Source organism: Niallia nealsonii (assembly GCF_002835805.1).
Lineage (GTDB): Bacteria > Bacillota > Bacilli > Bacillales > Cytobacillaceae > Niallia > Niallia nealsonii.
Genome location: NZ_PISE01000066.1, coordinates 1 through 24,995, shown reverse-complemented (window position 1 = coordinate 24,995; position 24,995 = coordinate 1). Strand labels below are relative to the sequence as shown.

Annotated in this window: 18 protein-coding genes and 1 other annotated feature; of the genes, 3 read left to right on the top strand and 15 right to left on the bottom strand. The window is 35.2% G+C overall.

Translation table 11 applies throughout. The annotated features are described in order from the left end of the window. Window positions 1–43: 43 nt before the first annotated feature. The 9 genes from CWS01_RS21150 to hemA all read right to left on the bottom strand — a co-directional run bounded on the left by CWS01_RS21150 (window position 44) and on the right by hemA (window position 12,280). Entirely contained in the window at window positions 44–2,692 is a 2,649-nt protein-coding gene (locus CWS01_RS21150; protein ID WP_101179358.1) for a valine--tRNA ligase, read from the bottom strand. 73 nt (window positions 2,693–2,765) lie between these two features. Further along, window positions 2,766–2,997, bottom strand: a binding site (T-box leader). Between the two features lie 262 nt (window positions 2,998–3,259). Continuing rightward, entirely contained in the window at window positions 3,260–4,303 is a 1,044-nt protein-coding gene (gene ysxE / locus CWS01_RS21145; protein WP_101179356.1) for a spore coat protein YsxE, read from the bottom strand. Window positions 4,304–4,404: 101 nt separating this feature from the next. After that, entirely contained in the window at window positions 4,405–5,598 is a 1,194-nt protein-coding gene (gene spoVID, locus CWS01_RS21140) for a stage VI sporulation protein D (RefSeq protein WP_101179354.1), read from the bottom strand. A 319-nt stretch (window positions 5,599–5,917) separates the two neighbouring features. Then, window positions 5,918–7,207 (bottom strand): glutamate-1-semialdehyde 2,1-aminomutase, encoded by a 1,290-nt coding sequence (gene hemL / locus CWS01_RS21135; RefSeq protein WP_101179352.1) that lies wholly within the window; start codon window positions 7,205–7,207, stop codon window positions 5,918–5,920. A 16-nt stretch (window positions 7,208–7,223) separates the two neighbouring features. After that, window positions 7,224–8,201 (bottom strand): porphobilinogen synthase, encoded by a 978-nt coding sequence (gene hemB, locus CWS01_RS21130; protein WP_101179350.1) that lies wholly within the window; start codon window positions 8,199–8,201, stop codon window positions 7,224–7,226. A 19-nt stretch (window positions 8,202–8,220) separates the two neighbouring features. After that, the gene (locus CWS01_RS21125) at window positions 8,221–8,988 is read right to left on the bottom strand and encodes a uroporphyrinogen-III synthase (protein ID WP_101179348.1); all 768 of its coding nucleotides are present in this window, start codon (window positions 8,986–8,988) and stop codon (window positions 8,221–8,223) included. Further along, on the bottom strand, window positions 8,981–9,919 hold the full coding sequence (gene hemC / locus CWS01_RS21120) for a hydroxymethylbilane synthase (protein ID WP_101179346.1): 939 nt from the start codon (window positions 9,917–9,919) through the stop codon (window positions 8,981–8,983). Before hemC ends, CWS01_RS21125 begins: the two co-directional genes overlap by 8 nt. Window positions 9,920–9,985: 66 nt before the next feature. Beyond that, window positions 9,986–10,810: a cytochrome c biogenesis protein gene (locus CWS01_RS21115; protein ID WP_101179344.1), complete on the bottom strand. Its 825-nt coding sequence runs from the start codon at window positions 10,808–10,810 to the stop codon at window positions 9,986–9,988. A gap of 99 nt (window positions 10,811–10,909) precedes the next feature. Continuing rightward, window positions 10,910–12,280 carry a glutamyl-tRNA reductase gene (hemA, locus tag CWS01_RS21110; protein ID WP_101179342.1) on the bottom strand — a complete coding sequence of 457 codons (1,371 nt, stop codon included), beginning with the start codon at window positions 12,278–12,280 and terminating at the stop codon, window positions 10,910–10,912. Between the two features lie 714 nt (window positions 12,281–12,994). Here hemA and CWS01_RS21105 point away from each other — a divergent pair. Further along, entirely contained in the window at window positions 12,995–13,480 is a 486-nt protein-coding gene (locus tag CWS01_RS21105; protein ID WP_101179340.1) for a LiaI-LiaF-like domain-containing protein, read from the top strand. Between the two features lie 29 nt (window positions 13,481–13,509). Here CWS01_RS21105 and yihA read toward each other — a convergent pair whose 3' ends face one another. The 6 genes from yihA to CWS01_RS21075 form a co-directional block, all read right to left on the bottom strand. Then, entirely contained in the window at window positions 13,510–14,097 is a 588-nt protein-coding gene (yihA, locus tag CWS01_RS21100; RefSeq protein WP_101179338.1) for a ribosome biogenesis GTP-binding protein YihA/YsxC, read from the bottom strand. Continuing rightward, the gene (gene lon / locus CWS01_RS21095) at window positions 14,094–16,421 is read right to left on the bottom strand and encodes an endopeptidase La (protein ID WP_101179336.1); all 2,328 of its coding nucleotides are present in this window, start codon (window positions 16,419–16,421) and stop codon (window positions 14,094–14,096) included. The genes yihA and lon overlap by 4 nt, the downstream gene beginning before the upstream one ends. Before the next feature lie 420 nt (window positions 16,422–16,841). Beyond that, window positions 16,842–18,509, bottom strand: coding sequence for an ATP-dependent protease LonB (lonB, locus tag CWS01_RS21090; protein ID WP_101179334.1), 1,668 nt, complete (start codon window positions 18,507–18,509; stop codon window positions 16,842–16,844). A gap of 239 nt (window positions 18,510–18,748) precedes the next feature. After that, the gene (clpX, locus tag CWS01_RS21085) at window positions 18,749–20,014 is read right to left on the bottom strand and encodes an ATP-dependent protease ATP-binding subunit ClpX (protein ID WP_101179332.1); all 1,266 of its coding nucleotides are present in this window, start codon (window positions 20,012–20,014) and stop codon (window positions 18,749–18,751) included. 354 nt (window positions 20,015–20,368) lie between these two features. Beyond that, the gene (gene tig / locus CWS01_RS21080) at window positions 20,369–21,655 is read right to left on the bottom strand and encodes a trigger factor (RefSeq protein ID WP_101179330.1); all 1,287 of its coding nucleotides are present in this window, start codon (window positions 21,653–21,655) and stop codon (window positions 20,369–20,371) included. 213 nt (window positions 21,656–21,868) lie between these two features. Further along, window positions 21,869–22,903 carry a tetratricopeptide repeat protein gene (locus CWS01_RS21075; protein ID WP_101179328.1) on the bottom strand — a complete coding sequence of 345 codons (1,035 nt, stop codon included), beginning with the start codon at window positions 22,901–22,903 and terminating at the stop codon, window positions 21,869–21,871. A gap of 539 nt (window positions 22,904–23,442) precedes the next feature. On the opposite strand from CWS01_RS21075, the gene CWS01_RS21070 reads away from it, so the two are divergent. Both CWS01_RS21070 and CWS01_RS21065 read left to right on the top strand, forming a co-directional pair. Further along, window positions 23,443–24,300 (top strand): DUF3100 domain-containing protein, encoded by an 858-nt coding sequence (locus CWS01_RS21070; RefSeq protein WP_101179326.1) that lies wholly within the window; start codon window positions 23,443–23,445, stop codon window positions 24,298–24,300. Between the two features lies 1 nt (window position 24,301). Further along, entirely contained in the window at window positions 24,302–24,748 is a 447-nt protein-coding gene (locus CWS01_RS21065; protein WP_101179324.1) for a hypothetical protein, read from the top strand. Window positions 24,749–24,995 lie beyond the last annotated feature (247 nt).

Sequence of the window (24,995 nt, the reverse complement as noted above, 5' to 3'; positions counted from 1 at the left end):
CAAGTTAGGATTCGTCTTGTTTCTTTTCTTATTGTTTTGGCTTTTAAGCTTCGCCTTTTAATTCTTTAATGCGCGCTTCAACTGTTGCTCTTTTTTCTAAGTAATCTTTTTCTTTTTCTTTTTCTTCATTAATTACTTTTTCAGGAGCTTTTTTCACAAATCCTTCATTGCCTAATTTTTTCTGAACACGTTCGACTTCCTTGTTCCATTTGTCTAACTCTTTTGTTAAACGGGCAATTTCTTCTTCCATATTAATTAACCCTTCTAATGGAAGAATAATTTCTGCTCCTGTAATAACAGAAGTCATCGCCTTGTCAGGAGTAGCAATTTCTGTTGCGATCACTAGGCTCTCAGGATTGCAGAAACGTTCTATATACGCTTTATTTTCTTCTAATGTACTTTGTACGTCTGCATCTTTTGCTTTTAATAAAATGCTGATTTTTTTGCTCATTGGTGTATTTACTTCAGCACGGCTGTTGCGGACAGATCGAATAATTTCTACTAATAATTTCATATCATTTGCAGCTTTTTCATCTGTCCATTCTGGATTCACTTCTGGCCATTTTGCTGTTGTAATGGTCTCACCTGCATGAGGAAGGTTCTGCCAGATTTCCTCTGTAATAAATGGCATAAACGGATGCAATAAACGCATTGTGTTATCTAAAACATATGCCAGAATGGAACGAGTCGTTAACTTTGCTTGTTCATCTTCTCCGTATAATGGAAGTTTTGCCATTTCAATATACCAATCACAGAAATCGTCCCAAATGAAGTTATAAAGCACACGGCCAACTTCTCCAAATTCATAGCGGTCAGAAAGACGTGTTACCTTTTCAATTGTTTCATTTAATCTTGTTAAAATCCATTTATCTGCTACAGATTTTTCTCCAGATAAATCAATTTCTTCGTATTTTAAACCATTCATATTCATTAATGCAAAACGGGAAGCATTCCAAATTTTATTCGCAAAATTCCATGTGGATTCTACTTTTTCCATGCTAAAACGCAAATCTTGACCTGGTGAACTGCCAGTAGATAAGAAATAACGGAGAGAATCTGCCCCATAATTTGCAATAACATCCATTGGATCTACGCCATTTCCTAATGATTTACTCATTTTTCGGCCTTGTTCATCGCGCACTAAACCATGTATTAACACATCTTTAAATGGACGTTCTCCTGTGAATTCCAACCCTTGGAAAATCATGCGAGATACCCAGAAGAAAATAATATCATATCCAGTTACAAGCGCTGCTGTCGGATAGTAGCGTTTAAAGTCTTCTGCTTCCTTTTCAGGCCAGCCCATTGTTGAAAATGGCCATAATGCGGAACTGAACCATGTATCGAGAACATCTGTATCTTGCTCCCAGTTTTCCAAATCTTCTGGGGCCTCTTGATTTACATAAATTGCGCCAGTTTCTTTATGATACCATGCTGGAATTCTGTGTCCCCACCAAAGCTGACGGGAAATACACCAATCACGAATATTTTCCATCCAACGCAAGTACGTGTTTTCAAAACGTTCTGGTACAAAGTTTACTTTTTCTTCTTCTTTTTGCAAAGCTACAGCTGCATCTGCAAGTGGCTGCATTTTAACAAACCATTGTGTAGAAAGATATGGTTCTACAACTGCTCCACTTCGTTCTGAGTGTCCAACAGAATGCATATGCTCTTCGATTTTAAATAAAACGCCTGCTTTTTGTAAATCTTTTACAATTTGTTTACGGCATTCGAAACGATCCATGCCTTTATATTTGCCTGCACGATCATTCATTGTTCCGTCTTCATTCATTACAAGAATTCTTTCTAAGTTATGACGGTTTCCTACTTCAAAGTCATTTGGATCATGTGCAGGTGTCATTTTAACTGCGCCAGAACCAAAATCCATTTCTACATAGTCATCTGCTATAATCGGGATTTCTCTTCCAACGATCGGCAGAATAACTGTTTTGCCAATTAAATGCTGGTAGCGCTCGTCTTTCGGGTGTACAGCAACACCTGAATCACCAAGCATTGTTTCTGGACGAGTTGTAGCCACTTCAATATATCCAGATCCATCTGCCAATGGATACTTCATATGATAAAACGCACCTTGTACATCTTTATAAATGACTTCAATATCAGATAGCGCTGTTTTTGTAGAAGGATCCCAGTTGATAATATATTCTCCTCGGTATATCAAGCCTTTATTATAAAGGGAAACAAACACGTCACGAACCGCTTTAGATAAACCTTCATCTAACGTAAAACGTTCTCTTGAATAATCTAAGCCAAGTCCTAATTTAGCCCATTGTTCCCGAATATGGCTTGCATATTCTTCCTTCCATTTCCATGTTTCTTCCACAAATTTCTCTCTTCCCAAATCATACCTGCTTATATTTTGACTGCGCAGCTTTTCTTCCACTTTTGCTTGTGTTGCAATTCCTGCATGGTCCATTCCAGGAAGCCATAATACATCATAGCCTTGCATTCTTTTCATTCTTGTCAAAATATCTTGCAGCGTTGTATCCCAAGCATGACCTAAATGCAGTTTACCTGTAACATTTGGCGGTGGAATTACAATCGTATAAGGTTCTTTTCCTTCATTCGGTTTCGCTTCAAAAAACTTATTATTTATCCACCAGTCATAACGGCCTTTTTCAATTTCTTTTGGATCATATTTTGTAGGCATTGAAATTTCATTTGGTTCCATTTATTTTTTCCTCCTAATTATTTATTCCATTCAACTCAAAATATTTTGGCAAATAAAAAAAACCCTATCGTCATAAAAGGACGAATGGAGTTTTGTTCGCGGTACCACCTTTTTTCCAATATAAAGTATATTGGCTCTTTATAGATGATATCGGAATCTATCCGTCTTTCACTAATAAGAAACTACCGTTCGCAAAAGAAGCTCAAGGGCTACCTTCCAATGGATTGAATAGAAATCTTTCAGCAAATGATTTCCTCTCTATAATTCAACTTATACATTGTACTACTCCCTGTCATTGCCTTTATTTATGTATATAGCTATACTACCGAAAAAAAGGGATTTTCGTCAATAAGGATAACCGTTATTTTTTTAATTTATACCATTTCTTATTATTTTTCTATAATAGTATGTTAGATTTTTTCGTTGACTATCCAACTTAATATAAAAAAGGCTGTTTTTCTAAAAGTTTGTTGCTTGTCGAATAAGGTGAAAACACTTGTAGAATTACTGAGCAGGGGTAAATAACGAAAACAGCCTTAAAAACACAGCAAGAAGCCCAAAACTTGATTAATCTTGGGTTTCTTGCTGTGCTTCCTGCTGCGCTTTTTTTTGCTTTTCCACTTCTTCTATTCTCATGACAATATATTCGGTGTTTTTTAACAGCCAGTAGTGCTTAAGCAATTTTTGCACATATTTTCTTTCATTTGCTGCCTGTTCCCCTTTTAAATACTTTTCACAGATTCGAAGAATAGGACCAGGGTGGGCTAAATAGCTTAAAAATAATAACATTTCATCCTCTCTAAGAGGATAATAATTGAAATAAGTGTATAGCCAATCCATGCAATCTTCATTTTGTTTTGGTGCAGTTTTTAATGATCTTGCTAAAAATGGCAGCAAATCATGGCTAGGTGGACCATATTTTGCATTCTCAAAGTTTGTAAAATATCCATAGCCTTTTTCATCATAAAGAAAATGTTCTGGAGAGATTTTTCCATGAATAATGGATACCCTTGCCTTCTCATCCTCTTTTGTTTTTTCAAACCAATCTTTTAATTTATTTTCTGAATAAGTTAATGCTTGTTTTGTGTCATGATAGTACATACAAAACATCAGCTCAAATGGAGACATATACTCTTTATTTTCACATTGTTCGATAAAACCTTCTAATAGTTCCTGCTCTTTTTCTAATTCAAGCAATGTATTTTCATAATGCTCTTCTCGATCTTCTTTTTCAACCGTCACTTCTTTAGAAGATAAGATATGAAGCCTTGCTAATTCCCGAAACATTTGCTGATGCTTTTTATAGTAGTTTTCTCGTTCATCATTTGGAAGCCAAGGCATTAAATAATACAATCTTTGCTCATATAATACTGCATATCTTCCATCAACAGTTGGAAAAATAGGCACAATACGATTATAGCCCTTTTGATAAAGCGTTCTAACATGCTTGGTAAAATCAGATCCTTTGTGTGGATCAATAGACTTTAATGCGAATGTTCCCTTACTGCAATAGATTTTCGTAATGCGATTAAATTCCTCAATGAAATGCGGCTCCACTGCGTAAGGCTTTAAAATCGGTGTATATTTTTTCAGCAAATTTTTTTCACTCATACGCGCCACTCTTTCTTATTAAAAACACATTCTTCTTAATAAAAGGAAAAAAGAAAACAGTCAAGCAGGGGTACCGCCATACTTGATCTGTTCCTTACTCCTTACTTTTGTGTAAATTTAACAGGGATATATAACACCTGTCCTTCAGAAATATCTTGATTTGCCTCCATGCGATTTTCCTTTAAAATGCTTAGTGCATTCACATTATAGCGGTCGCTTAAGCTTTCTAGTGTTTCTCCATGTTGAACGATGCAAATTTTTATTTTTGTATGTGTCTCTTCCTCTTTTCTTGCAAAAAACTCTGTGAATGTTAATGATTTTGTTTTATTAAAAATGCCTTTTTTCTTTTTAGCTTCTTTTTCATCTGAAGAAGATGATTCCTCTTCCATTATTGGTTCTTTCTCTTCTTGTTCATAAGAGGATTCTTCTAATTTTAATTCTGATGATTCTTGTGGTGGCTTTTGAAATACTGCTTCTGCTGAATAGATTTCCTTTTCATTTCTAAACATACTAACTTTCATTTCTGGAACATCATCATTTGCTTTAGAAGCAGGGTTTTCTTCCTCTTCAGGTTGTGCAAAAAATGGGATAATAACGTCCTCTTCCTCCTGAACTTCTTGTTCTTCTTCAGGCGACTTTCTAACTTCTGTTTCAAAAGGTGCATATAAATCATCTATCTCTTCAGCAGAAATCCGATCCTCTTCTTCTATAAGGGGACTAATCCCTTGTAATGGACTTACTTTTATCTCTACAGGTTCTTCTTCCACTTCCCAAACTGGCAGCTCTACTTCTTCTGTTCCTCTGAAAGCAAGCTCAAACTCCTCTTCTTCCTCTACTTCTTGTAATTTTTCTTCTTCTTCTTGCTCTTCATAATTGGCTAAACCGGAAATAGATAAATCTGCTGTCAAATTTAAACAGCTTCTTTCAGGAAAAACATAATCAAATGTTTCAATATCTACTTCAATTTCCTCTAGACTGCTAATTCTTGTTCGGGGAATGGTAATATCAACAGGAAAATGATGAAGAAATTCGCAAATCCCTTCCTCTCTTTCCATAACGGAATGAACCAATTTAGGAGTCTGAAATACCTCTTCTTCTTCTTGTTCTTCCTGAATCCTAATGTATTCACCAGTTAATTCTAAAGATCCCTGAATAGTAATATACTGATCGTTTTCTTGGATAGTTATATTGGGATCAAGTGATATCGAAAGTAGGTCTGCTACTTCCTGTCCTTTTTGAAACCAAACAGACTCTTCCAATGAAAACCGTAAATTAGACGCATTTTCTAAAGACAAAGCGACTCCTCCTTTCATTCCTTTACGTTAATCACTATGTCAATTACAACTTATGAAGTAAAATTCTTTTTTATGATTAGATTCTGGAGAAACCAAGTATATTTTTCGTTTGTAAAACTTTTGCCTCTATATCATTAGGCAAAAATAATAAGCTATTCTCTTAAAGAATTACATATTAAACAGCAAATTTAGCAACTAGATTCATTTATACCTTTATTCATAAGCAAAAAAAAACAATGCAATCTTCCGAAGAAAATCACATTGTTTTAATAGGAAATCTTTATTTTTTCAAATTATTACTAAATCTAAAAGACGGAGCTTATCCTTTTAACTGAGAAAATGCTACTTCAGTAGCCTGAAGCGTCTTCTCAATATCTTCATCCGTTAATGTTGTAGAAAGAAAAAGCCCTTCAAATTGGGAAGGAGGCAAAAACATCCCTTGCTCTAACATACTATTATAAAATGCTGCAAAGTAATCCAAATTAGATGTTTTTGCACTTTCATAATCTTTAACATCTTCATTTGTAAAGAAGAAGCCAATCATCGAACCTGCACGATTCACTGTAAGAGGGATATCATACTTTTTCGCATGCTTATATAAACCTGCTTCTAATTTATCTGCTTTTTGAATAAAGTCAGCATATGTTTCCTTTGTAAGTTGAGATAGTGTTTCATATCCTGCTGTCATTGCCAACGGATTCCCTGAAAGAGTTCCTGCTTGGTAAATAGGCCCACTCGGAGCTATTTGGCTCATAATTTCTGCTTTGCCGCCATACGCTCCTACAGGCAAGCCTCCCCCAATTACTTTGCCTAAACAAGTTAAATCTGGGGTAATGCCAAAATATGATTGTGCACAACCGTAGTCCACTCGGAATCCAGTCATTACTTCATCAAAAATTAAAAGTGCCCCATATTGTGTTGTTATATCACGAAGCCCTTGAAGGAAGCCTTCCTTAGGTGGAACAACTCCCATATTTCCAGCTACTGGTTCAACAATGATTCCAGCAATATCTTCTCCGAACTTTTCAAAAGCATATTGTATGCTTTGTAAATCATTGTATGCAACTGTTATCGTATTAGCCGCTATTCCTTCAGGTACTCCAGGACTGTCTGGCAAGCCTAGTGTCGCTACACCTGATCCTGCTTTAATTAATAAAGAATCTCCATGTCCATGGTAGCAGCCTTCAAATTTAATGATTTTATTTCTGCCAGTATAGCCTCGAGCTAAACGAATTGCACTCATCGTTGCTTCTGTACCTGAAGAAACCATGCGAATAATTTCAATAGAAGGAACTCTTTCTTTTACAAGAGCTGCCAGCTTATTTTCAATCAATGTTGGCGCACCAAAACTTGTACCACGTTCTGCCACTTTTTTTATGCCTTCGACTACTTGCTCATTAGCATGTCCTAAAATTAATGGTCCCCAGCTTAACACATAGTCTATATATTCATTGCCGTCAATATCATATATTTTCGATCCTTTTCCAGATTCCATAAATACAGGATTGCGTTTCACTGATTTAAATGCACGTACAGGACTGTTTACGCCACCAGGCATTAACTCGACAGCTTCTTTATAAGCCTCTTCTGATTTTTGATATGAGCGCATATTTTTTCCCCCGTTTCTATTGTTCTCTCAGCATTTTTGCTGCATCTTTTGCAAAATAGGTCATGATTAAATCTGCACCAGCTCTCTTCATGCCAACAAGCATTTCCATGACGATTTTTTCTTCATCAATCCAGCCATTTTGTGCAGCTGCTTTGACCATACTGTATTCTCCACTTACATTATAAATAACAATTGGCAATTTAATTGTATTTTTCATATCACGAACAATATCCAAATATGGTAAGCCTGGTTTGACAATAAGAAAATCAGCTCCCTCCGCTACATCTGATTCTGCTTCCCTTAATGCTTCTAGGCGATTGGCAGGATCCATTTGATAAGCTTTGCGATCCCCGAATTGCGGCGTACTGTCTGCCGCTTCACGGAATGGTCCATAAAAAGCAGAAGAATATTTAACGCCATATGACATAATCGGTGTCTCCAAAAAGCCAGCTTCATCTAGTCCCTTGCGAATGGCAGCCACAAATCCATCCATCATATTGGATGGTGCAATAATATCTGCACCAGCTTCTGCTTGGCTTACCGCTGTTTTCACCAATAATTCTAATGATTCATCATTTAATACTTTTCCTTCTTCCACTACCCCGCAATGTCCATGGCTTGTATATTCGCATAAACATGTATCTGCAATAACCACCATGTCAGGATAGTTCTTTTTAATAAAACGAATTCCCTCTTGCACGATACCATGATCATGAAATGCTTGCGTGCCGCATTCATCTTTTTCTAACGGCAAGCCAAATAATAACACAGATTTAATGCCTAAGCTTTGCACTTCATCCATTTCTTCTCCTAATCGATCCAATGAAAAATTGTAAATGCCAGGCATAGAAGAGATTTCTTTTTTTATATTTTCTCCTTCTGCAACAAAGATTGGATAAATTAAGTCTTCAATATGTAAATAATTTTCTCTTACTAATGCTCTCATATTTGCAGATTGTCTTAATCTGCGATGACGTTTAAATTCAATTGACATTTGTTAATCTCTCCCTTTATTATTTCATCGTAAAATAGCTGCCCAATGATTCTATCATGCTGTCAACAGTATAGTTGTTAGGCATCACATCTGCTTCTAGCTGGTAATAGCTTAACCTGTCTTTTGTAACAGGACCAATGGAAACAATCGTGCAATCTTTTAACTGGTGATGCAATTTATATTTATCTATAACAAACATAAAATGATCCACTGTCGATGCACTTGTAAAAATCAGAACATCCAGCTTGTGAGCTACAAGTTTTTTAGAAAGCAATTCCTCGCTCTCTTGTGGGAAATATGTTTTATAGACAATAATTTCTTCTATTTGTGATTGAGTTGTTTTCAGCGTCGTATATAAATAGTCACGAGCTAAATTTCCTTTTACAATCAACACCTTATCGTTGCTCTTTAAAACAGGCAAAAACTCTTCCACAAATGTTTCTGCTACATATTCACTTGGTATAAAATGAACAGAAATCCCATACTCCCTTAATGCTTTTGTTGTTTTTTCTCCAATTGCAGCAATTTTAATCGTTTTTTGCTGAAAATTCGGCAGCTGTTGAAAAAAAGCTCTCACTCCATTACTGCTTGTAAAAACAAACCACTCATAATAGGATGCCTCTGTGCATTTTCGTTGCACATCTAACGGAATCGCTACATCCTTAAAAGCCAATAGTGGAATTTCTATTGCTATTCCCCCATAAGCCTCCACTTTTTTCACGAGAGAAGCTGCTTGCTTTTTAGAGCGTGGAATGAGAATGCGTTTTCCCTTAAGCGGCTCATCCATCAATAATATTCTCCTCTTTTAACTCATCAATTAATTTTTTTGCGCCTTTTTCTGTTAAGATAGCTGCAGCCTGTTCTCCAACTTCGACAGGATTGCCTCCACGTACTTCTTGTTTAAAAATTTTTTTGCCGTCTGGTGATGCAACAAGTGCTGTCAAGCTTACTTCATTATTTTCTTGTATTGTTGCATAGCCCGCTATCGGCACTTGACAACCGCCATCCATTTTATTTAAAAACGCTCTTTCCGCAAAAACTGTTCGAGTTGTCTTTTCATTAGAAAATTTGCTAAGAAGCTCTAATATTTCTTTATCATCTTCTCTGCACTCGATTGCCAAAGCTCCTTGACCAACAGCCGGCAAACAAACTTCTGGTTCTAAAAACTCTGTTACAACATCCTTTGTCCATCCCATTCTAGATAGTCCAGCTGCCGCCAAAATAATGGCATCATAGTCATTTGTTTCTAATTTTTTTAATCGCGTATCAATATTTCCTCTTATCCATTTAATTTGCAAATCTGGTCTAACGCTAAGAATCTGTGAACCTCTTCTTAAGCTGCTTGTCCCAACAATTGCCCCTTCCTTTAACTCCTGTAATGGAATATGGTTTTTACTGATTAATGCGTCCCTATGATCTTCTCTTTGCGGAATACAGCCAATAATCAGCCCTTTTGGCAGCACAGCCGGCATATCTTTCATACTATGTACAGCAATATCAATTTCTTTATCCAGCATAGCTTGTTCTATCTCTTTTACAAAAAGCCCTTTTCCTCCAACTTTTGAAAGCGTGACGTCTAAAATAACATCCCCTTTTGTGACCACTTCCTTTACTTCAAACTCAAAGGAGGAATCAAGTTTCTTCAACTGATCAATAACCCAGTTTGTTTGTGTAATAGCTAACTTGCTTTTTCGTGAACCAACAATAATCTTTCTCATAAAACCCTCCAAAGTTCTTTTGTCTTTTTGCTGTATAAAATTTTTAACAATATATCATGTATATTGTTAAAAATGAAAAGAAGAAAATTTTCCAATAAAAATAAAATTAATCATTACCATCAAAAAATTCATAATATTAAGCAATGCAATATTTTTTCCCCTTAGTTTATTGGTAGCCCGCAAATATAAGTAAATGCTATAGATCAATAAAACAATAAAGGAACCAACTATTTTCGGATCATACCAAAAAAAATCTGGCTTTTGGATAATTGCCCATTGGATTCCAAGTATTAATGCGATTAACAGAATCGGCACACTAATGACATTAAGCAAATAGGATACATACTCTAGCTTAGCCAAGTCAGGAATTCTTATTAACCTTTTTCCCCATTGTTTTTTCTTAAGAAGATTATACTGTACACAATACAATACGGAAAAAATAAAAGATAAAGAAAAAGCTCCATAGGAAAGAATCGCCGCAGTAATATGAATAAATAATAGTTCAGATACCACTTTTTCCGCTATTTTGCCGCTAGACTCATGAACGGGGGCAAATGTATGTATCGCCATAATAATAAAGCCTAGCATATTTGCAAAAAAAACAATAAAATCTACTTTTAATAAGCGATTTATCGCAAGAGACAAAGATATTAATACCCATGTATAAAAATATAAACCTTCCATTATCGTTAAAACTGGAAATCGCCCCGTATCCTTCATATATACGATAAGAAAGGATGTTTGCAGCGCCCATACAAATGAAAGTAACCAGAAAGCAGTCTTATTGGCCCTCTGGTTATTATGCATAAAATCAAAAAAATAAAACAAAACAGATAATGCATAAAGAATGATCGTTAATTCATGAAGTCTTGACATGTAAACATCCTGCATAATGTTACTCCTCTACAATCCGGTACAGAATAGTAATTAGATCCTTTTATATTATCTCGTAAATTTTATGGAAATCAAATGATTACATAGAGTTTTCTTTTAATAGGATTGTAAAGTAGCTTGATAAGAATAAGAAGGAGTTGCTATATCTGTTTGTTGTTTTCTCTCTTCTTTTTTTGTTTCCTCTGTATCATGTAACGCAAGAGCATCTTCTAATTGGAAAATTTGTTTAAATAAATGCAATGACTTTTCTGCATCTTCAGTAGAAGCTAGCTCCTTTACTTGAAGAATTGGATCTTTTAACAATTGATTAATAATGCTTTTTGTATGTTTATTCAAGACCTTTTTATCTCTTGTGCTTAAATGAGGCAACTTTCTTTCAATGCTCTTCATCGTTTCTGATTGAATGGTAAGAGCCTTGTTTCGAAGTTCAGAAATAACTGGCACGATACCAAGCAAATGAATCCATTGGTTAAATTCCACTATTCCCTCTTCAATCATTAACATAATTTTTGCCGCCTCTTTTTGGCGCTCTTGCATGTTTGCTTCTACAACTCCCTCTAAATCATCTATATCATAAAGAAAAACACTTTCAAGCTCCGTAATCTCTGGATCTAAATCTCTTGGCACTGCAATATCCACCATAAATAGCGGTTTACCTTTGCGAATTTTTTCTACGGATTGCATCATGTTTTTTGTAATAACATAAGAGGTTGCTCCAGTAGAGCTTATTACAATATCTGTATCAATTAAAGCACATTGTAAATCATTAAAGTGTTTTGCCTGTCCTTCAAAACGCTCTGCCAGGCCTTGTGCTTTTTCAAATGTGCGGTTTATCACTGTTACATTCTTTGCGCCATTACTATATAAATTTTGAATGGCCAACTCTCCCATTTTCCCCGCACCTAATATCAAGACATTTTTATTTTCTAGTGTTCCAAAAATTTTTCTTGCCAGTTCAACCGCAGCATAACTAACAGAAACAGCATTTTCGCCAATAGTCGTTTCTGTATGAGCTCTTTTGGCAAGAGTAATAGCTTGTTTAAACAGTTGATTAAATACTGTTCCAACTACATTTTTATTTTGCGCTTCTAAAAAGCTTGTGCGAACTTGCCCAAGTATTTGCGTTTCCCCTACAACCATAGAGTTTAACCCGCATGCCACTTGAAATAAATGGTTCATCGCACCCTCTTGCTCATAAACAAATAAATATGGAACAAATTCATTCTGCTCCATCTCAAACCATTCTGACAAAAATTCTTTTATATAGTAGCGGCCAGTATGCAATTGATCGACAACAGCATATATTTCCGTTCTATTACATGTGGATATAATCACATTCTCTAATATGCTCTTTTTATATTGCAGTTGATTCATTGCCTCTCCCATTTGCGATGAATCAAATGTCAAACGTTCACGTATTTCGACTGGTGCCGTTTTATAATTTAGTCCAACAACTATGATATGCATCAGTTAAATGACACCCCTAACCATTTCAATTAAATGCTCACTTATTTATAATAATTCTAAACATGGATTAATTATAGCAAATTTTCTTCATAAATGTATAAAAAATAGCTTTATATTTGTGAACATATTGTGAATTCTTCAATTAACAATAATTAAGATTGGTAATTGATGCCTACCACCATTACTTAAAAAGAAAAGTAATAAGGCCCTTTACTAGTTTCCGAATATTACTAATCTTAGTTTATTCCTATTTTCCTTTTTTTATCGATTAAATTAGAAGAAAAATTTTACCCTTTTATAAAGGGCAACTAACAATCAGGCTTTTAGAAGTGATTCCCTATTTCAATGTTTCTTTTCTTCTTCACTTTTGAGGCAGAAAATCCCTGCTTATTAAATCAAAGATAAAAACCGTTTTTTATTTATAACCATTATTATACTATATAAAAAACTTTAAGCTGATTATTTCTAAATGTTTTATAATGAAAGCAGGGGATTTTTATTATTCATGCGAATTACTTTATTAGTGCTAACGAAAAATTGATATTTGGATTTTTCTTTTTATTCCCAAAATCACTGGAACAAAAAAATCATCATGTAAAAAACTTAGCCACAATAAAATGAATGGCTCGGAAGATACTGCTTACTTCATGTACAGTAACAAATATCTCCCTATAATTCAAGCTTAGGTTATTGGAAGTAGAAGCGGAGGAAACAATGAAAAGTCAAAAGTTATTTTCAGGCATTATTTTAATAGGATTTGGATTATATTTTTTATTGAAAGAGTTTAACATTCCACTTTTTGCAGATTTTTATACATGGCCTACTCTTTTACTAATAGTTGGCATCGCCTTTTTAATTCAAGGTTATCGAGGAAATGATTATAGCAGTATTTTGCCTGGGGTTATTTTGGCTGGATTCGGCTTACATTTTCATTTAATAAATAAATTAGCCATTTGGCCTGATCATACAGGATCTTTTATTCTTATTATCGCATTAGGTTTTATTCTGCAAAACCAAAAATCGGGTCAAGGAATGTTAAATGGCATGCTATTTCTTTTATTAGCTATTCTCTTGTTATTTTTTCAAGATATTATCCAATCACTTGGATTTTTAAGATTAAAGGAAAGTACTATAAGCATGATCATTCCCATCCTCTTTATCCTTATTGGCAGCTATTATTTATTTATCCAAAAAAAATAAAACGCAAGCGGAATATATCCGCTTGCGTTTTACTTTTTAGCCAAATGCTGCAATAATGACCAAACCTTATCCTTTCCTTCACCTGTTTCTGAAGAGAAAAGAAGAAGATAGTCTTTATCGCTTAAATCAAATGTTTCTTTTGTTACTTTTAAATGCTTTTGCCATTGCGACTTGGAAATTTTATCTGCCTTTGTTGCAATGATGACACATGGAATATTATAATGCTTTAAAAATTCATACATTAGCACATCATCCTTGGTAGGTGGATGCCTTAAATCAGTAATTAAAATAACTGCTCTTAACTGATCTCTTGTTGTAAAATATGTTTCAAGCATTTTGCCCCATGCTTCTCTTTCCTTTTTGGAAACTTTCGCATATCCATATCCTGGGACATCCACAAAATGAAGGATTTCATTTATTAAATAAAAGTTTAATGTCTGCGTTTTTCCTGGTTTGGAAGAAATGCGGGCAAGCGCTTTTCTTCCAAGCATTTTATTAATAAAAGACGATTTTCCTACATTCGATCTTCCTGCCAACGCAAATTCAGGAATATCACTTTCTGGATATTGATTAGGTTTTACTGCACTTATTACTATTTCAGCACTAGTTACTTTCAAGAATTTACACTTCCGTTCAATGCATGTTTTAATACTTCGTCTACGTGGGAAACAAGAATAAATTCAAGCTCTTCCCGTACACTTTCAGGGATATCTTCTAAATCTTTTTCATTATCTTTTGGTGCGATAATAGTGGTTAGTCCCGCTCGATGAGCACCTAATGATTTTTCTTTTAAGCCGCCAATAGGAAGCACTCTGCCTCGTAATGTCACTTCCCCCGTCATGCCTACTTCCTTTTTGATCGTTCTGCCAGAAAGAGCAGAAACTAATGCTGTTACCATGGTGATGCCGGCAGATGGCCCATCCTTTGGAACAGCACCTTCTGGAACATGAATATGGATATCATGTTTTTCATGAAATTTAGGATCAATGCCAAGCTCTTCAGATTTTGAGCGGATATAACTGAATGCTGCTTGAGCAGATTCTCTCATAACATCACCGAGTTTACCTGTTAATACAAGTTTGCCTTTTCCAGGTGCTAAAGATACTTCTATTTGCAATGTATCCCCGCCGACAGTCGTATAAGCAAGACCTGTTGCTACTCCAACTTGGTCGATTTCTTCCGCTTGACCAAAACGAAACTTCGGTTTACCAAGAAATTCTTCCAAATTTTTGCTTGTTACAACAATTTTTTTCTTATCGCTTGTCACGATTATTTTTGCACTTTTACGGCAAATGGAAGCAATTTGTCTTTCTAAGCTGCGAACTCCTGCTTCTCTTGTATACAGACGAACAATTTTTTGAATAGCATCATCTCTGATTTGCAATTGCCCTTTTGTTAATCCGTGATCTTTTATTTGCTTTTCCAATAAATGATCTTTTACAATATGATTTTTTTCTAGTTCTGTATATCCAGCAATCGAGATTATCTCCATTCTATCTCTTAACGGTGCTGGAATCGTTGCTAAATTATTAGCTGTTGCCACAAACATAACCTTTGAAAGATCATATGTTTCTTCAATATAATGATCGCTAAAGTTATGGTTTTGCTCCGGATCCAATACTTCCAACATTGCCGCAGAAGGATCCCCGCGGAAGTCATTGGACATTTTATCTATTTCATCAAGCAAAAATACCGGATTTATCGTTCCAGCTTTTTTCATTCCTTGAATAATTCTGCCAGGCATTGCTCCCACATATGTGCGTCGATGTCCCCTAATTTCCGATTCATCACGCACTCCGCCAAGAGAAACACGCACAAAATGACGGTTTAATGACCTTGAAATAGAACGGGCTAAACTAGTTTTCCCTACCCCTGGAGGTCCTGCTAGACAAAGGATAGGACCTTTTAAAGAATTGGTCAATTTTTGAACAGCCAAATATTCTAATACTCTTTCTTTCACTTTTTCTAGACCATAATGATCTTCATCTAGAATTTTTTCTGCTTTTAGAACATCTAGATCATCCTCTGTTGCTTTTGACCAAGGCAGCGCAATTAGCCATTCAATATAGTTGCGAATCACTGAACTTTCTGCAGATGTAGATGGAATTTTTTCATAGCGGTCCAACTCTTTTAATGCAGTTTCTTTTACATGTTCTGGCATTCCACATGCTTCAATCTTCTCCATTAGAGAACTGACTTCACCGCTTTTTCCATCTTTATCTCCAAGTTCTTTTTGAATGGCTTTCATTTGTTCACGCAAATAATATTCTTTTTGCGTTCTTTCCATGGATTTTTTGACACGCTGCCCAATTTTCTTTTCCAAGTTAAGAACTTCTTTTTCATTATGAATGATGTCAATCACATAATTCATTCTTTTTTTATTATCAATTGTCTCTAAAATATGCTGCTTTTCTTTCAGTTTAATTGGTAAATGGGATGCGATAATATCTGCCATTCTACCCGGCTCTTCCATATCAGAAACAGTGGATAACGTTTCATTTGAAATCTTCTTCGAAATTTTTATGTATTGTTCAAAATATTCCAACATTGTCCGCATCAAAGCTTCATCTTCTATATCTTTGGAAGTATCCTCGTCAAATACATGCAAATTAGCAGAAAAATACTCTTCTTCCTCGATTATTTCAAGAATTTCTGCTCTTTGTAAACCTTCTACTAATACCCGAATGGTTCCATTAGGCAATTTTAACATTTGTTTCACTTTTGTTAAAGTTCCTATTTTGTATAAATCTTCCTCAGTCGGATCATCTATATCCATATCCTTTTGCATCGTTAAAAAGATTAAATGGTCATCTACCATTGCTTTTTCAAGTGCCTGTACCGATTTTTCACGACCAACATCTAAATGTAAAACCATTGTCGGATAAACAAGCAAACCTCGAAGCGGCAGGAGGGGGACAATTTTATTGTTTATTTCTTCCATTATGTTGCACCTCCAGCTATAAAAAATTCCATTTCAAAATCTAATGCTTTGTACAATTCTATCTTATTTATGAAAAAGTGTCTATTAACTAGATTTATTGCGGATTCGAACACAATAGAACTGTTTTGTATAGGTCATAAAAAGAAAAACTTTATACTCCTAGTATTTTAACAAACCGCTCGTAATATGTCCTTTTAATAAAAAATATCCTGCTTATTTCAGATATTCTGTTAAAAAACCCTATTGTTTTTGGGCTCATTTAGACTTAAAACACTTATTCATTTTTCAAAAATGAAGGAAAAAAATTGTTCTCCCAACAATATTCATTAAAATAGCTGTACCATCTTGCTATTATAACAGTTGATGACTATAGAAGAAAAAAAAGCTTTAATTTTCCCACAGAAAATTAAAGCTTTTTTCTTACATGCTTTTTTTCTTTGTTACATCGATTGCAGGAGATATTGGTTCTTCCGTGACATGTTCTTTTATTAAAGCATGTTCTAATACTTCTTTTAAAGTTGTGACAGGCACTATTTCAATACCTTTCACTTCTTGTAAGACTGTTTGCATATTCTCTTTTGGAATAATAACTTTTTGCACTCCTGCCTTTTGTGCTGCTTTTATCTTTGCTAACACACCACCGACTGGTTTTACTTTTCCGTGTATGCTAATCTCACCTGTCATTGCCACTTTACGCTCTACCGGAAATTTATAAATAGCGGAATAGATGCCTGTAGCCATAGAAATGCCCGCAGATGGTCCATCTATTGGAATACCTCCTGGGAAATTCACATGAATATCATACTGATCTGCAGGAACATTCATGGACCTGAGCACTGTTATTACATTTTCAATGGAACCTCTTGCCATACTTTTTCTGCGAATAGACTTTCCTTGACCACCAATACTCTCTTCTTCTACAATACCAGTTATATTAATAGAGCCCTTTTCTTTTGCTGGAATCACCGTTACCTCTATTTCCAAAAGTGATCCAATATTTGTGCCATATACAGCAAGGCCGTTTACTGAACCTATGGAAGATGTTTTGTTTATTTTTCTTTCCATTCTTGGAGATAACTGACTAGAATTGATTACCCATTCCAACTCTTCTTCTTTGATATGATTTCTATCTTCTCCTATAGCAAGGCCTGCAGAAATTTGAATAATATTCACTGCTTCTCTTCCATTACGTGCATATTCAGATAATATTTCCAAACTTTTTTTGCTGATTTCTAGATTTACTTTATCAGCTGCCTTTTTCCCAATTTTCACCACTTCATCTGCTGTCAACTCTCTAAAAAATACTTCCATGCACCGCGAGCGGATAGCAGGTGGTATCTCATTTGGTGTTCTTGTAGTGGCACCGACTAAACGAAAATCAGCTGGCAGCCCATTTTGAAAAATATCATGTATATGTGTAGGTATTTGTGTATTTTCTTCGTTATAGTAAGCACTTTCTAAAAATACTTTCCGATCTTCAAGCACCTTTAACAATTTATTCATTTGTGTCGGATGAAGTTCTCCTATCTCATCAATAAATAAGACACCACCATGTGCGTTTGTAACAGCCCCCTGCTTTGGTTGAGGGATCCCTGCTTGTCCCATGGCTCCTGCACCTTGATAAATCGGATCATGAACAGAGCCTATTAGTGGATCTGCAATTCCCCGTTCATCAAACCTTGCTGTAGTAGCATCTAGTTCCACAAACACAGAAGTTGGATTAAAAGGTGATCTTTTATTTCTTTTTGCCTCTTCTAAAACAAGTCTTGCTGCAGCCGTTTTACCTACTCCAGGCGGTCCGTAAATAATGACATGTTGAGGATTGGGCCCACAGAGCGCTGCCTTTAAAGCTTTAATTCCATCCTCTTGTCCTACAATATCTTCAAAGCTTGTCGGGCGCACTTTCTCGGATAAAGGTTCTGTTAAAGAAATAGACCGCATTTTACGCAATTGATCCATTTCCTTTTTGGATTCCCGATCAATAGATACTTTTTGTGTTCTTTGGCTTTTTAATAAATTCCAAAAGTATAAACCAATTATTATTCCAAAGAACAATTGTACAAATAAAGCAATCTCCGTCCAGCTCATATAAATACCTCCTGAATATAAATCGTGCTGATAAACAGTAGTATCTCCTTTGAGTGATAGGAATAAACAATTTTTCTTACAAAAATGATAGAACTTTCCAATCATTAGTTTTTTTAATCCTTCACCTAATGCCGACAAAATCTTTTTTACTAGTTTATAGATATTAAATACATATGTTTTAACAAAAAAAACTTCCTATTTATAAAATAGGAAGCCTTAAAACTTTATTAACTGTTGATTTATGCAGACGTTTTTGTTTCTTCTTCAATAATCGTCCCATCTTCCAAAACAAGCTTTGGCGATGCATTATCTGTTACTGTTTCTTCTGTAATGATGCATTTCACAATATCTTCGCGTGAAGGTAAGTCAAACATTACATCAAGCATAATGCCTTCAATGATAGAACGCAGACCGCGGGCACCCGTTTTTCTTTCAATTGCTTTCTTAGCGATTTCTACTAATGCTCCGTCTTCAAAATCCAATTCTACATTATCTAATTCCAACATTTTTTTGTATTGTTTTACTAATGCATTTTTGGGTTTCGTCAAAATTTCAACAAGGGCCTCTTCGTCCAATTGACCAAGACTAGCAATTACTGGAAGACGTCCAATAAATTCTGGAATTAATCCAAAACGCAGAAGATCTTCAGGCAATACTTTTGACAGTAAATCCTTATCTTCCACTTCAGCTTGTTTCGTTTCTGAACCAAATCCAATTACTTTTTGCCCTAAACGTCTTTTAATAATCGGCTCAATTCCATCAAATGCACCACCGCAAATGAATAAAATATTAGTCGTATCAATTTGGATAAATTCTTGATGTGGATGCTTTCTTCCACCTTGTGGAGGAACACTTGCCACAGTACCTTCTAATATTTTTAGAAGTGCTTGCTGCACTCCTTCACCAGAGACATCTCTAGTAATAGAAGGGTTTTCTGATTTGCGGGCAACTTTATCGATTTCATCAATATAGATAATCCCTTTTTCTGCTTTTTCTACATCATAATCAGCAGACTGAATAAGCTTTAGAAGGATATTTTCTACATCTTCCCCAACATATCCAGCTTCTGTTAATGATGTAGCATCAGCAATCGCAAATGGGACATTTAAAATTCTTGCAAGTGTTTGAGCTAAAAGCGTTTTCCCGCTTCCTGTAGGTCCAATCATTGCAATATTACTTTTTGAAAGCTCTACATCATCAATTTTACTGTTAGAATTAATCCGCTTGTAATGATTATAAACAGCAACTGAAAGTGCTTTCTTTGCTTGATCTTGTCCTATCACATATTCATCCAAAATATCGCGAATTTCAGAAGGTTTTGGCACGTCTTTAAATTCTACTTCTTCTTCTGTTCCAAGCTCTTCTTCTACGATTTCTGTACATAATTCAATGCACTCATCACAAATATACACACCTGGCCCAGCAACTAGCTTACGCACTTGATCTTGTGTTTTACCACAGAAAGAACATTTTAGTTGTCCCTTTTCATCATTAAATTTAAACATGTCTTCACCCCTTAAAACTCTTTGTATATGTTTATCCCACGGATTATTGTTTGAACCTTCTTTTTCAAAAAAATCTTACAACAGTTATGTATTGCATTGTAACATATGGTCGTATGTACAGGAAACGATACGCTCTTCGTTTAAACTACACTAATCCGGCGGAATAAAACTTATGTACTTCTTTTAAGCATATCCATTTTTCACAAACTTAAATCTGGAAATATTAACAGCAATCAAAGTATGTATATATTCCTGTACATAACATTAAATCTGTTACATATATTATATGTTACATGGTGTGAATATAAAACTAAGGCACGATTGATTCGCGCCTTAGTTTTTTAATTACTTCTATTATGCAACAGTTTTGCTGTTTTCCACAAGAAAATCGATTGCTTTTCTCATTTTTATATCCATTTTCAAGTTTTCTGTACCGCCAAGTGCTTGTGTAATAGCATCTGTAGGCATATTGTACATTGCAGACATTTTTTCTAATTCAGCTGTTACTTCTTCTTCAGACACTTCAATGTTTTCAGCATTAGCAATTGCTTCAATTGTTAAGTTAACGCGTACACGCTTCTCAGCATCTTCTTTCATTTGCGCTTTAAGTGCTTCTTCATCTTGACCTGAGAATTGGAAGTATAATTCAAGGTTCATGCCTTGCGTTTGAAGACGTTGTTCAAATTCATTCATCATACGATCAATTTCAGTATCCACCATAGCAGAAGGAATATCAATTGTTGCATTTTCAGCAGCTTTTTCTACTACTGTATCACGAACTGCATGCTCCGCTTGATGTTTTTTATCGTTTTCTAAACGTGTTTTAATTTTTTCTTTTAAAGCTTCTAAAGTTTCTGCTTCTTCGTCCACATCTTTAGCAAATTCATCATCTAATTCAGGAAGTTCTTTTGCTTTAATTTCATGGATTACTACTTTGAATGTAGCAAGTTTTCCAGCTAATTCAGCTGCATGGTACTCTTCTGGGAAAGTAACTTCTACTTCTTTAGATTCTCCAACAGCAAGTCCAACTAATTGCTCTTCAAATCCTGGAATAAATTGACCAGAACCTAATTCAAGAGAGAAGTTTTCAGCAGTTCCACCTTCGAAAGCAACTCCATCTTGGAATCCTTCAAAATCCATTACTACTGTATTACCTAATTCAGCAGCTCCTTCTTCTTTTACAACAAGTTCAGCTTGTTTTTCTTGTAATGCTTTAATTTCAGCATCTACATCTTCTGCTGTTACTTCTGTGTTTACTGCTTCTACTTCAAGACCTTTGTACTCGCCTAAAGTTACTTCAGGTTTTACAACAACAGTTGCTTTAAAGATTAATGATTTGCCTTTTTCAATTTGCTCTACATCGATTTCAGGACGATCAACTGGCTCAATTCCTGTTTCTTCAATTGCATTAGCATAAGCGTCTGGCAATAAAATATCAATTGCATCTTGATAAAGAGATTCTACACCGAAACGTTGTTCAAACATTCCGCGTGGGATTCTTCCTTTACGGAACCCAGGAATATTTACTTGTTTTACTACCTTTTTAAATGCTAAATCTAAACCTTCGTTTACTTTTTCAGCATCTACTTCAATTGTAAGGACACCACGGTTTCCTTCTAAAACTTCCCATTTAGCAGACATACTATATTTCCCTCCAACAATCTATTCTACTTTTCATTACTTCTAATTTTTTTCAGATCTTACTGCTTCCTTGTTTAAAATAGTATGTTTCAACAATATTTTAAACAAATTGAACCTTTTAAGCAGTCGATCTATTCGTCAAAAAAATTATAGCATTTTCTAAATGCAACCATTCCATTATATCATAGGTTCTAGTTGTTTCAACATAGAAGCCTAAATATTAGAATAAGAAATTTCCTCTAAACTTTTTATAAAGCGTATTGTCTCCATTAAATCCTCCTTATCCACCTCATACACTTCGATATAATCGGCTATTTTTGTTTCTGGATCAAAATATGATTTAATGACATAATGATAGCCAGCTGCCCATGTAGTATTTGAATAACGTTCTAGTTTAAAGGGGTAAAGGAGAAAAAATTGCTGTTCTAATAGCACCATGATATGTTCAAGTAAAACAGGATCCTCATGTTCTAATTGGCCAATTAAAACGGCCCATATTTCTTCCCTTTGGGATTGAGCTCCCATTTCTTCTAATTCATTGGGTAGAACCGTTAGAGAACGATTAAATTTATGTACTGCAATTTCCTTATCATATTCCTGTTCTTTTAATATATTTAATAATAATGTTTTTAAAAACAGACTTCCATTTTCATCTATTAGATATCCTTTTATTTCTTCTACATAAGGACGAACATTTTGATGATGCAACTTTGCAATAAATTTCATCTGTTCGTTTGAATTTTGCAAAGAATAAAGATTTAGTTTTGGATAATTATTTTCCTCCTCTGTGTAATAATTTTCATCCACTTCTTCTTTTTTTATTGTAGACAATGCCATCCTTCTGCTGAAATCCAGCATTTTAGAAAAGTGCTCCAACTTTTCAGCTGGAATTCGATGTTCTTCTAAAAGCACTTCTATCGTGGCGACAATTTCTTCATATTCATGGAGCTGAACAAGAATCATCAAATATAGATCAAGCACATGAATATAATCCCCTAAACCGCTTTGAAGCATATTTTTTGCTATATCTTTCGCTTGATGCAAAGACCCAAGTTCGTAATAAGCTAAAATTAACCCAATTTGGACCTCACTATTTGTTGTATTTAAGCTAAGCGCCTCTTTAAAAAAAGAAATTGCTTCATAATAGCTTTTTTTTTGTATAGATTGAAGACCCTTTTCTAAAAATCGTTGATCTAAATCGGGGAAAAGTACAATATTATCTTTCTTTTTTTTATCCCGCTCACTCATTTTTTTCCCGCCCTAATATGTCTTTTTAGACAGTTTAGCTTTTTTTATACACTGTTGCAACAAAGGGATAGTCATAAAACTAGGCTATTTTCGTAAACTTTGTTGCTTTTAAAGGAGTAGGGTGATTTTCGTTCCAGGATGCTCGCTTTCCGTGGGGCGGGCGGTGAGTCTCCTCAGGCTGTGGCCTTGCGGGGTCTCACCTGCCTCGCTAATCCCACAGGAGTCTCGCGCCTTTCACTCCAATCGACCTGTTTTAATAATGAATTTACTCATGGAAACTATTCGAAAAACAACAATCTTTTAGAAAACAGCCTAAAACTAAGAGCTTTTTATCGGAATAAATTAGCATTTTGCTATTTGCTAACTAGTATCGCGCTCCCTTTGTCTTTACTTTCTACTTCACCTCAAAAATATTTTGTTAAAAATTCTAACAAAACTAGTGACATATTAAAAAACTATGTTTACTATTAAGCTATCTTTTAACATGTAAACTTGTATTACAAGTTTACATGTTAAATATTTTCTATTAGGAGGCAATTATGGATAAAACTATGCAGCATCACTCTCTTAAAAACCATTTCAAGGAAAACTATCGAATTTACCTTGGGACACTACTTATTGTTATTCTTGCAGAGCTAATTGGCACACATCAATTTCACATAGGATCTGGAATTGTTGTTATTTATCCCATGCTTTTTGGACTTATTTTTGGCATCTTACTGGGACCTGACCTTCTAGGATTTTTTAAGAAAAAAGAAGCAAAAAAAGCATCCTCCCTTGTACTTATTGTCATCTCTCCTTTTATGGCGAAAATAGGCATACTAGCAGGTGCAAACATTTCTCATTTAATAGAAGCGGGACCCGCTTTAGCATTTCAAGAAATCGGACATATCGGCACCATTCTCTTAGCACTGCCAGTTGCTATTATGTTGGGAATAAAAAAAGAAGCAATTGGCGCCACTAGCTCTACTTGCCGGGACAAAGACTATGGTTTAATCGTCAGCCTGTATGGAGCTAACTCACCAGAAGCTAGAGGAACACTTTCCATTTACGTTATTGGCTTTCTAATTGGCACAGTGTATCTTGGTTTATTGGCAAGCATGGTTGCTGCTACAGGAATTTTTCATCCATTAGCTCTAGCAATGGCTTGTGGCATCGGCAGTGGTGCGATGATGGCCGCAGCTTCCAATACACTTGCTACCATTTATCCTCATTACGCAGACCAAATTTTGGTTTTAGCTGGTGCAAGTGATCTATTATCTGCCATTATCGGCATTTATTTTACACTTTTTCTCTCTTTGCCAATTACGAAAAAACTATATGCCTGGCTAGAGCCAAAAATCAGCCCAAAACATACACGAAGTGCCAATATACATTCTTCAAAGGTGGTTGAATAAAATGAGCTTAAGTTATCGAAATCTTCTTCTTTCCTTACTGGCTACATCCTTTATTACAATGCTTGTTTCCAATTGGATTGGCTACCATATAGCAATAACTGAATCTATCCCTGGGGTGTTAATTCTAGTCGGAATAGCTTTTATTGGCATTTGTCTGGGTAAATTAATTCCCTTAAACATACCTGTAATTGTTTATGTCGTGTTATTCGGCTTAGTGATTTCTTGCCCAATTTCTCCTATCTCCTCTACTGTAGTGGAACAAACAGGGAAAATTTCCTCTATGGCAATTATTACCCTTGTAGGAACATTAGCTGGAATCGGCTTAGATTTTAAAAGCTTCCGAAAACAAAGCTGGAAGATGTTTATCATTGCTATTCTAGTTTTTACAGGCGCCTTTTTAATTCAGGCAATTTTTGCAGAAACATTTTTAAGATTAACAAACGGATAAAAAAACATATCTATCCAAGTGCTGCCTCCCCTCCTTTTATTTTTAGGCTGTTTTCTAAAAGATTGTTGTTTTTCGGATAGTTAATCCATGGTTAAAACAGGCTGATTGGAGTAAAAGGTGCGAGAATCCTGTGGGATGAGCCGGATAGCTGAGACCCCCGCCAAGGATGCTCACTGCCGGCCCCACGGAAAGCGAGCATCCTGGAACGGAAATCAACCTACTCCTTTAAAAGCAACAAAGTTTACGA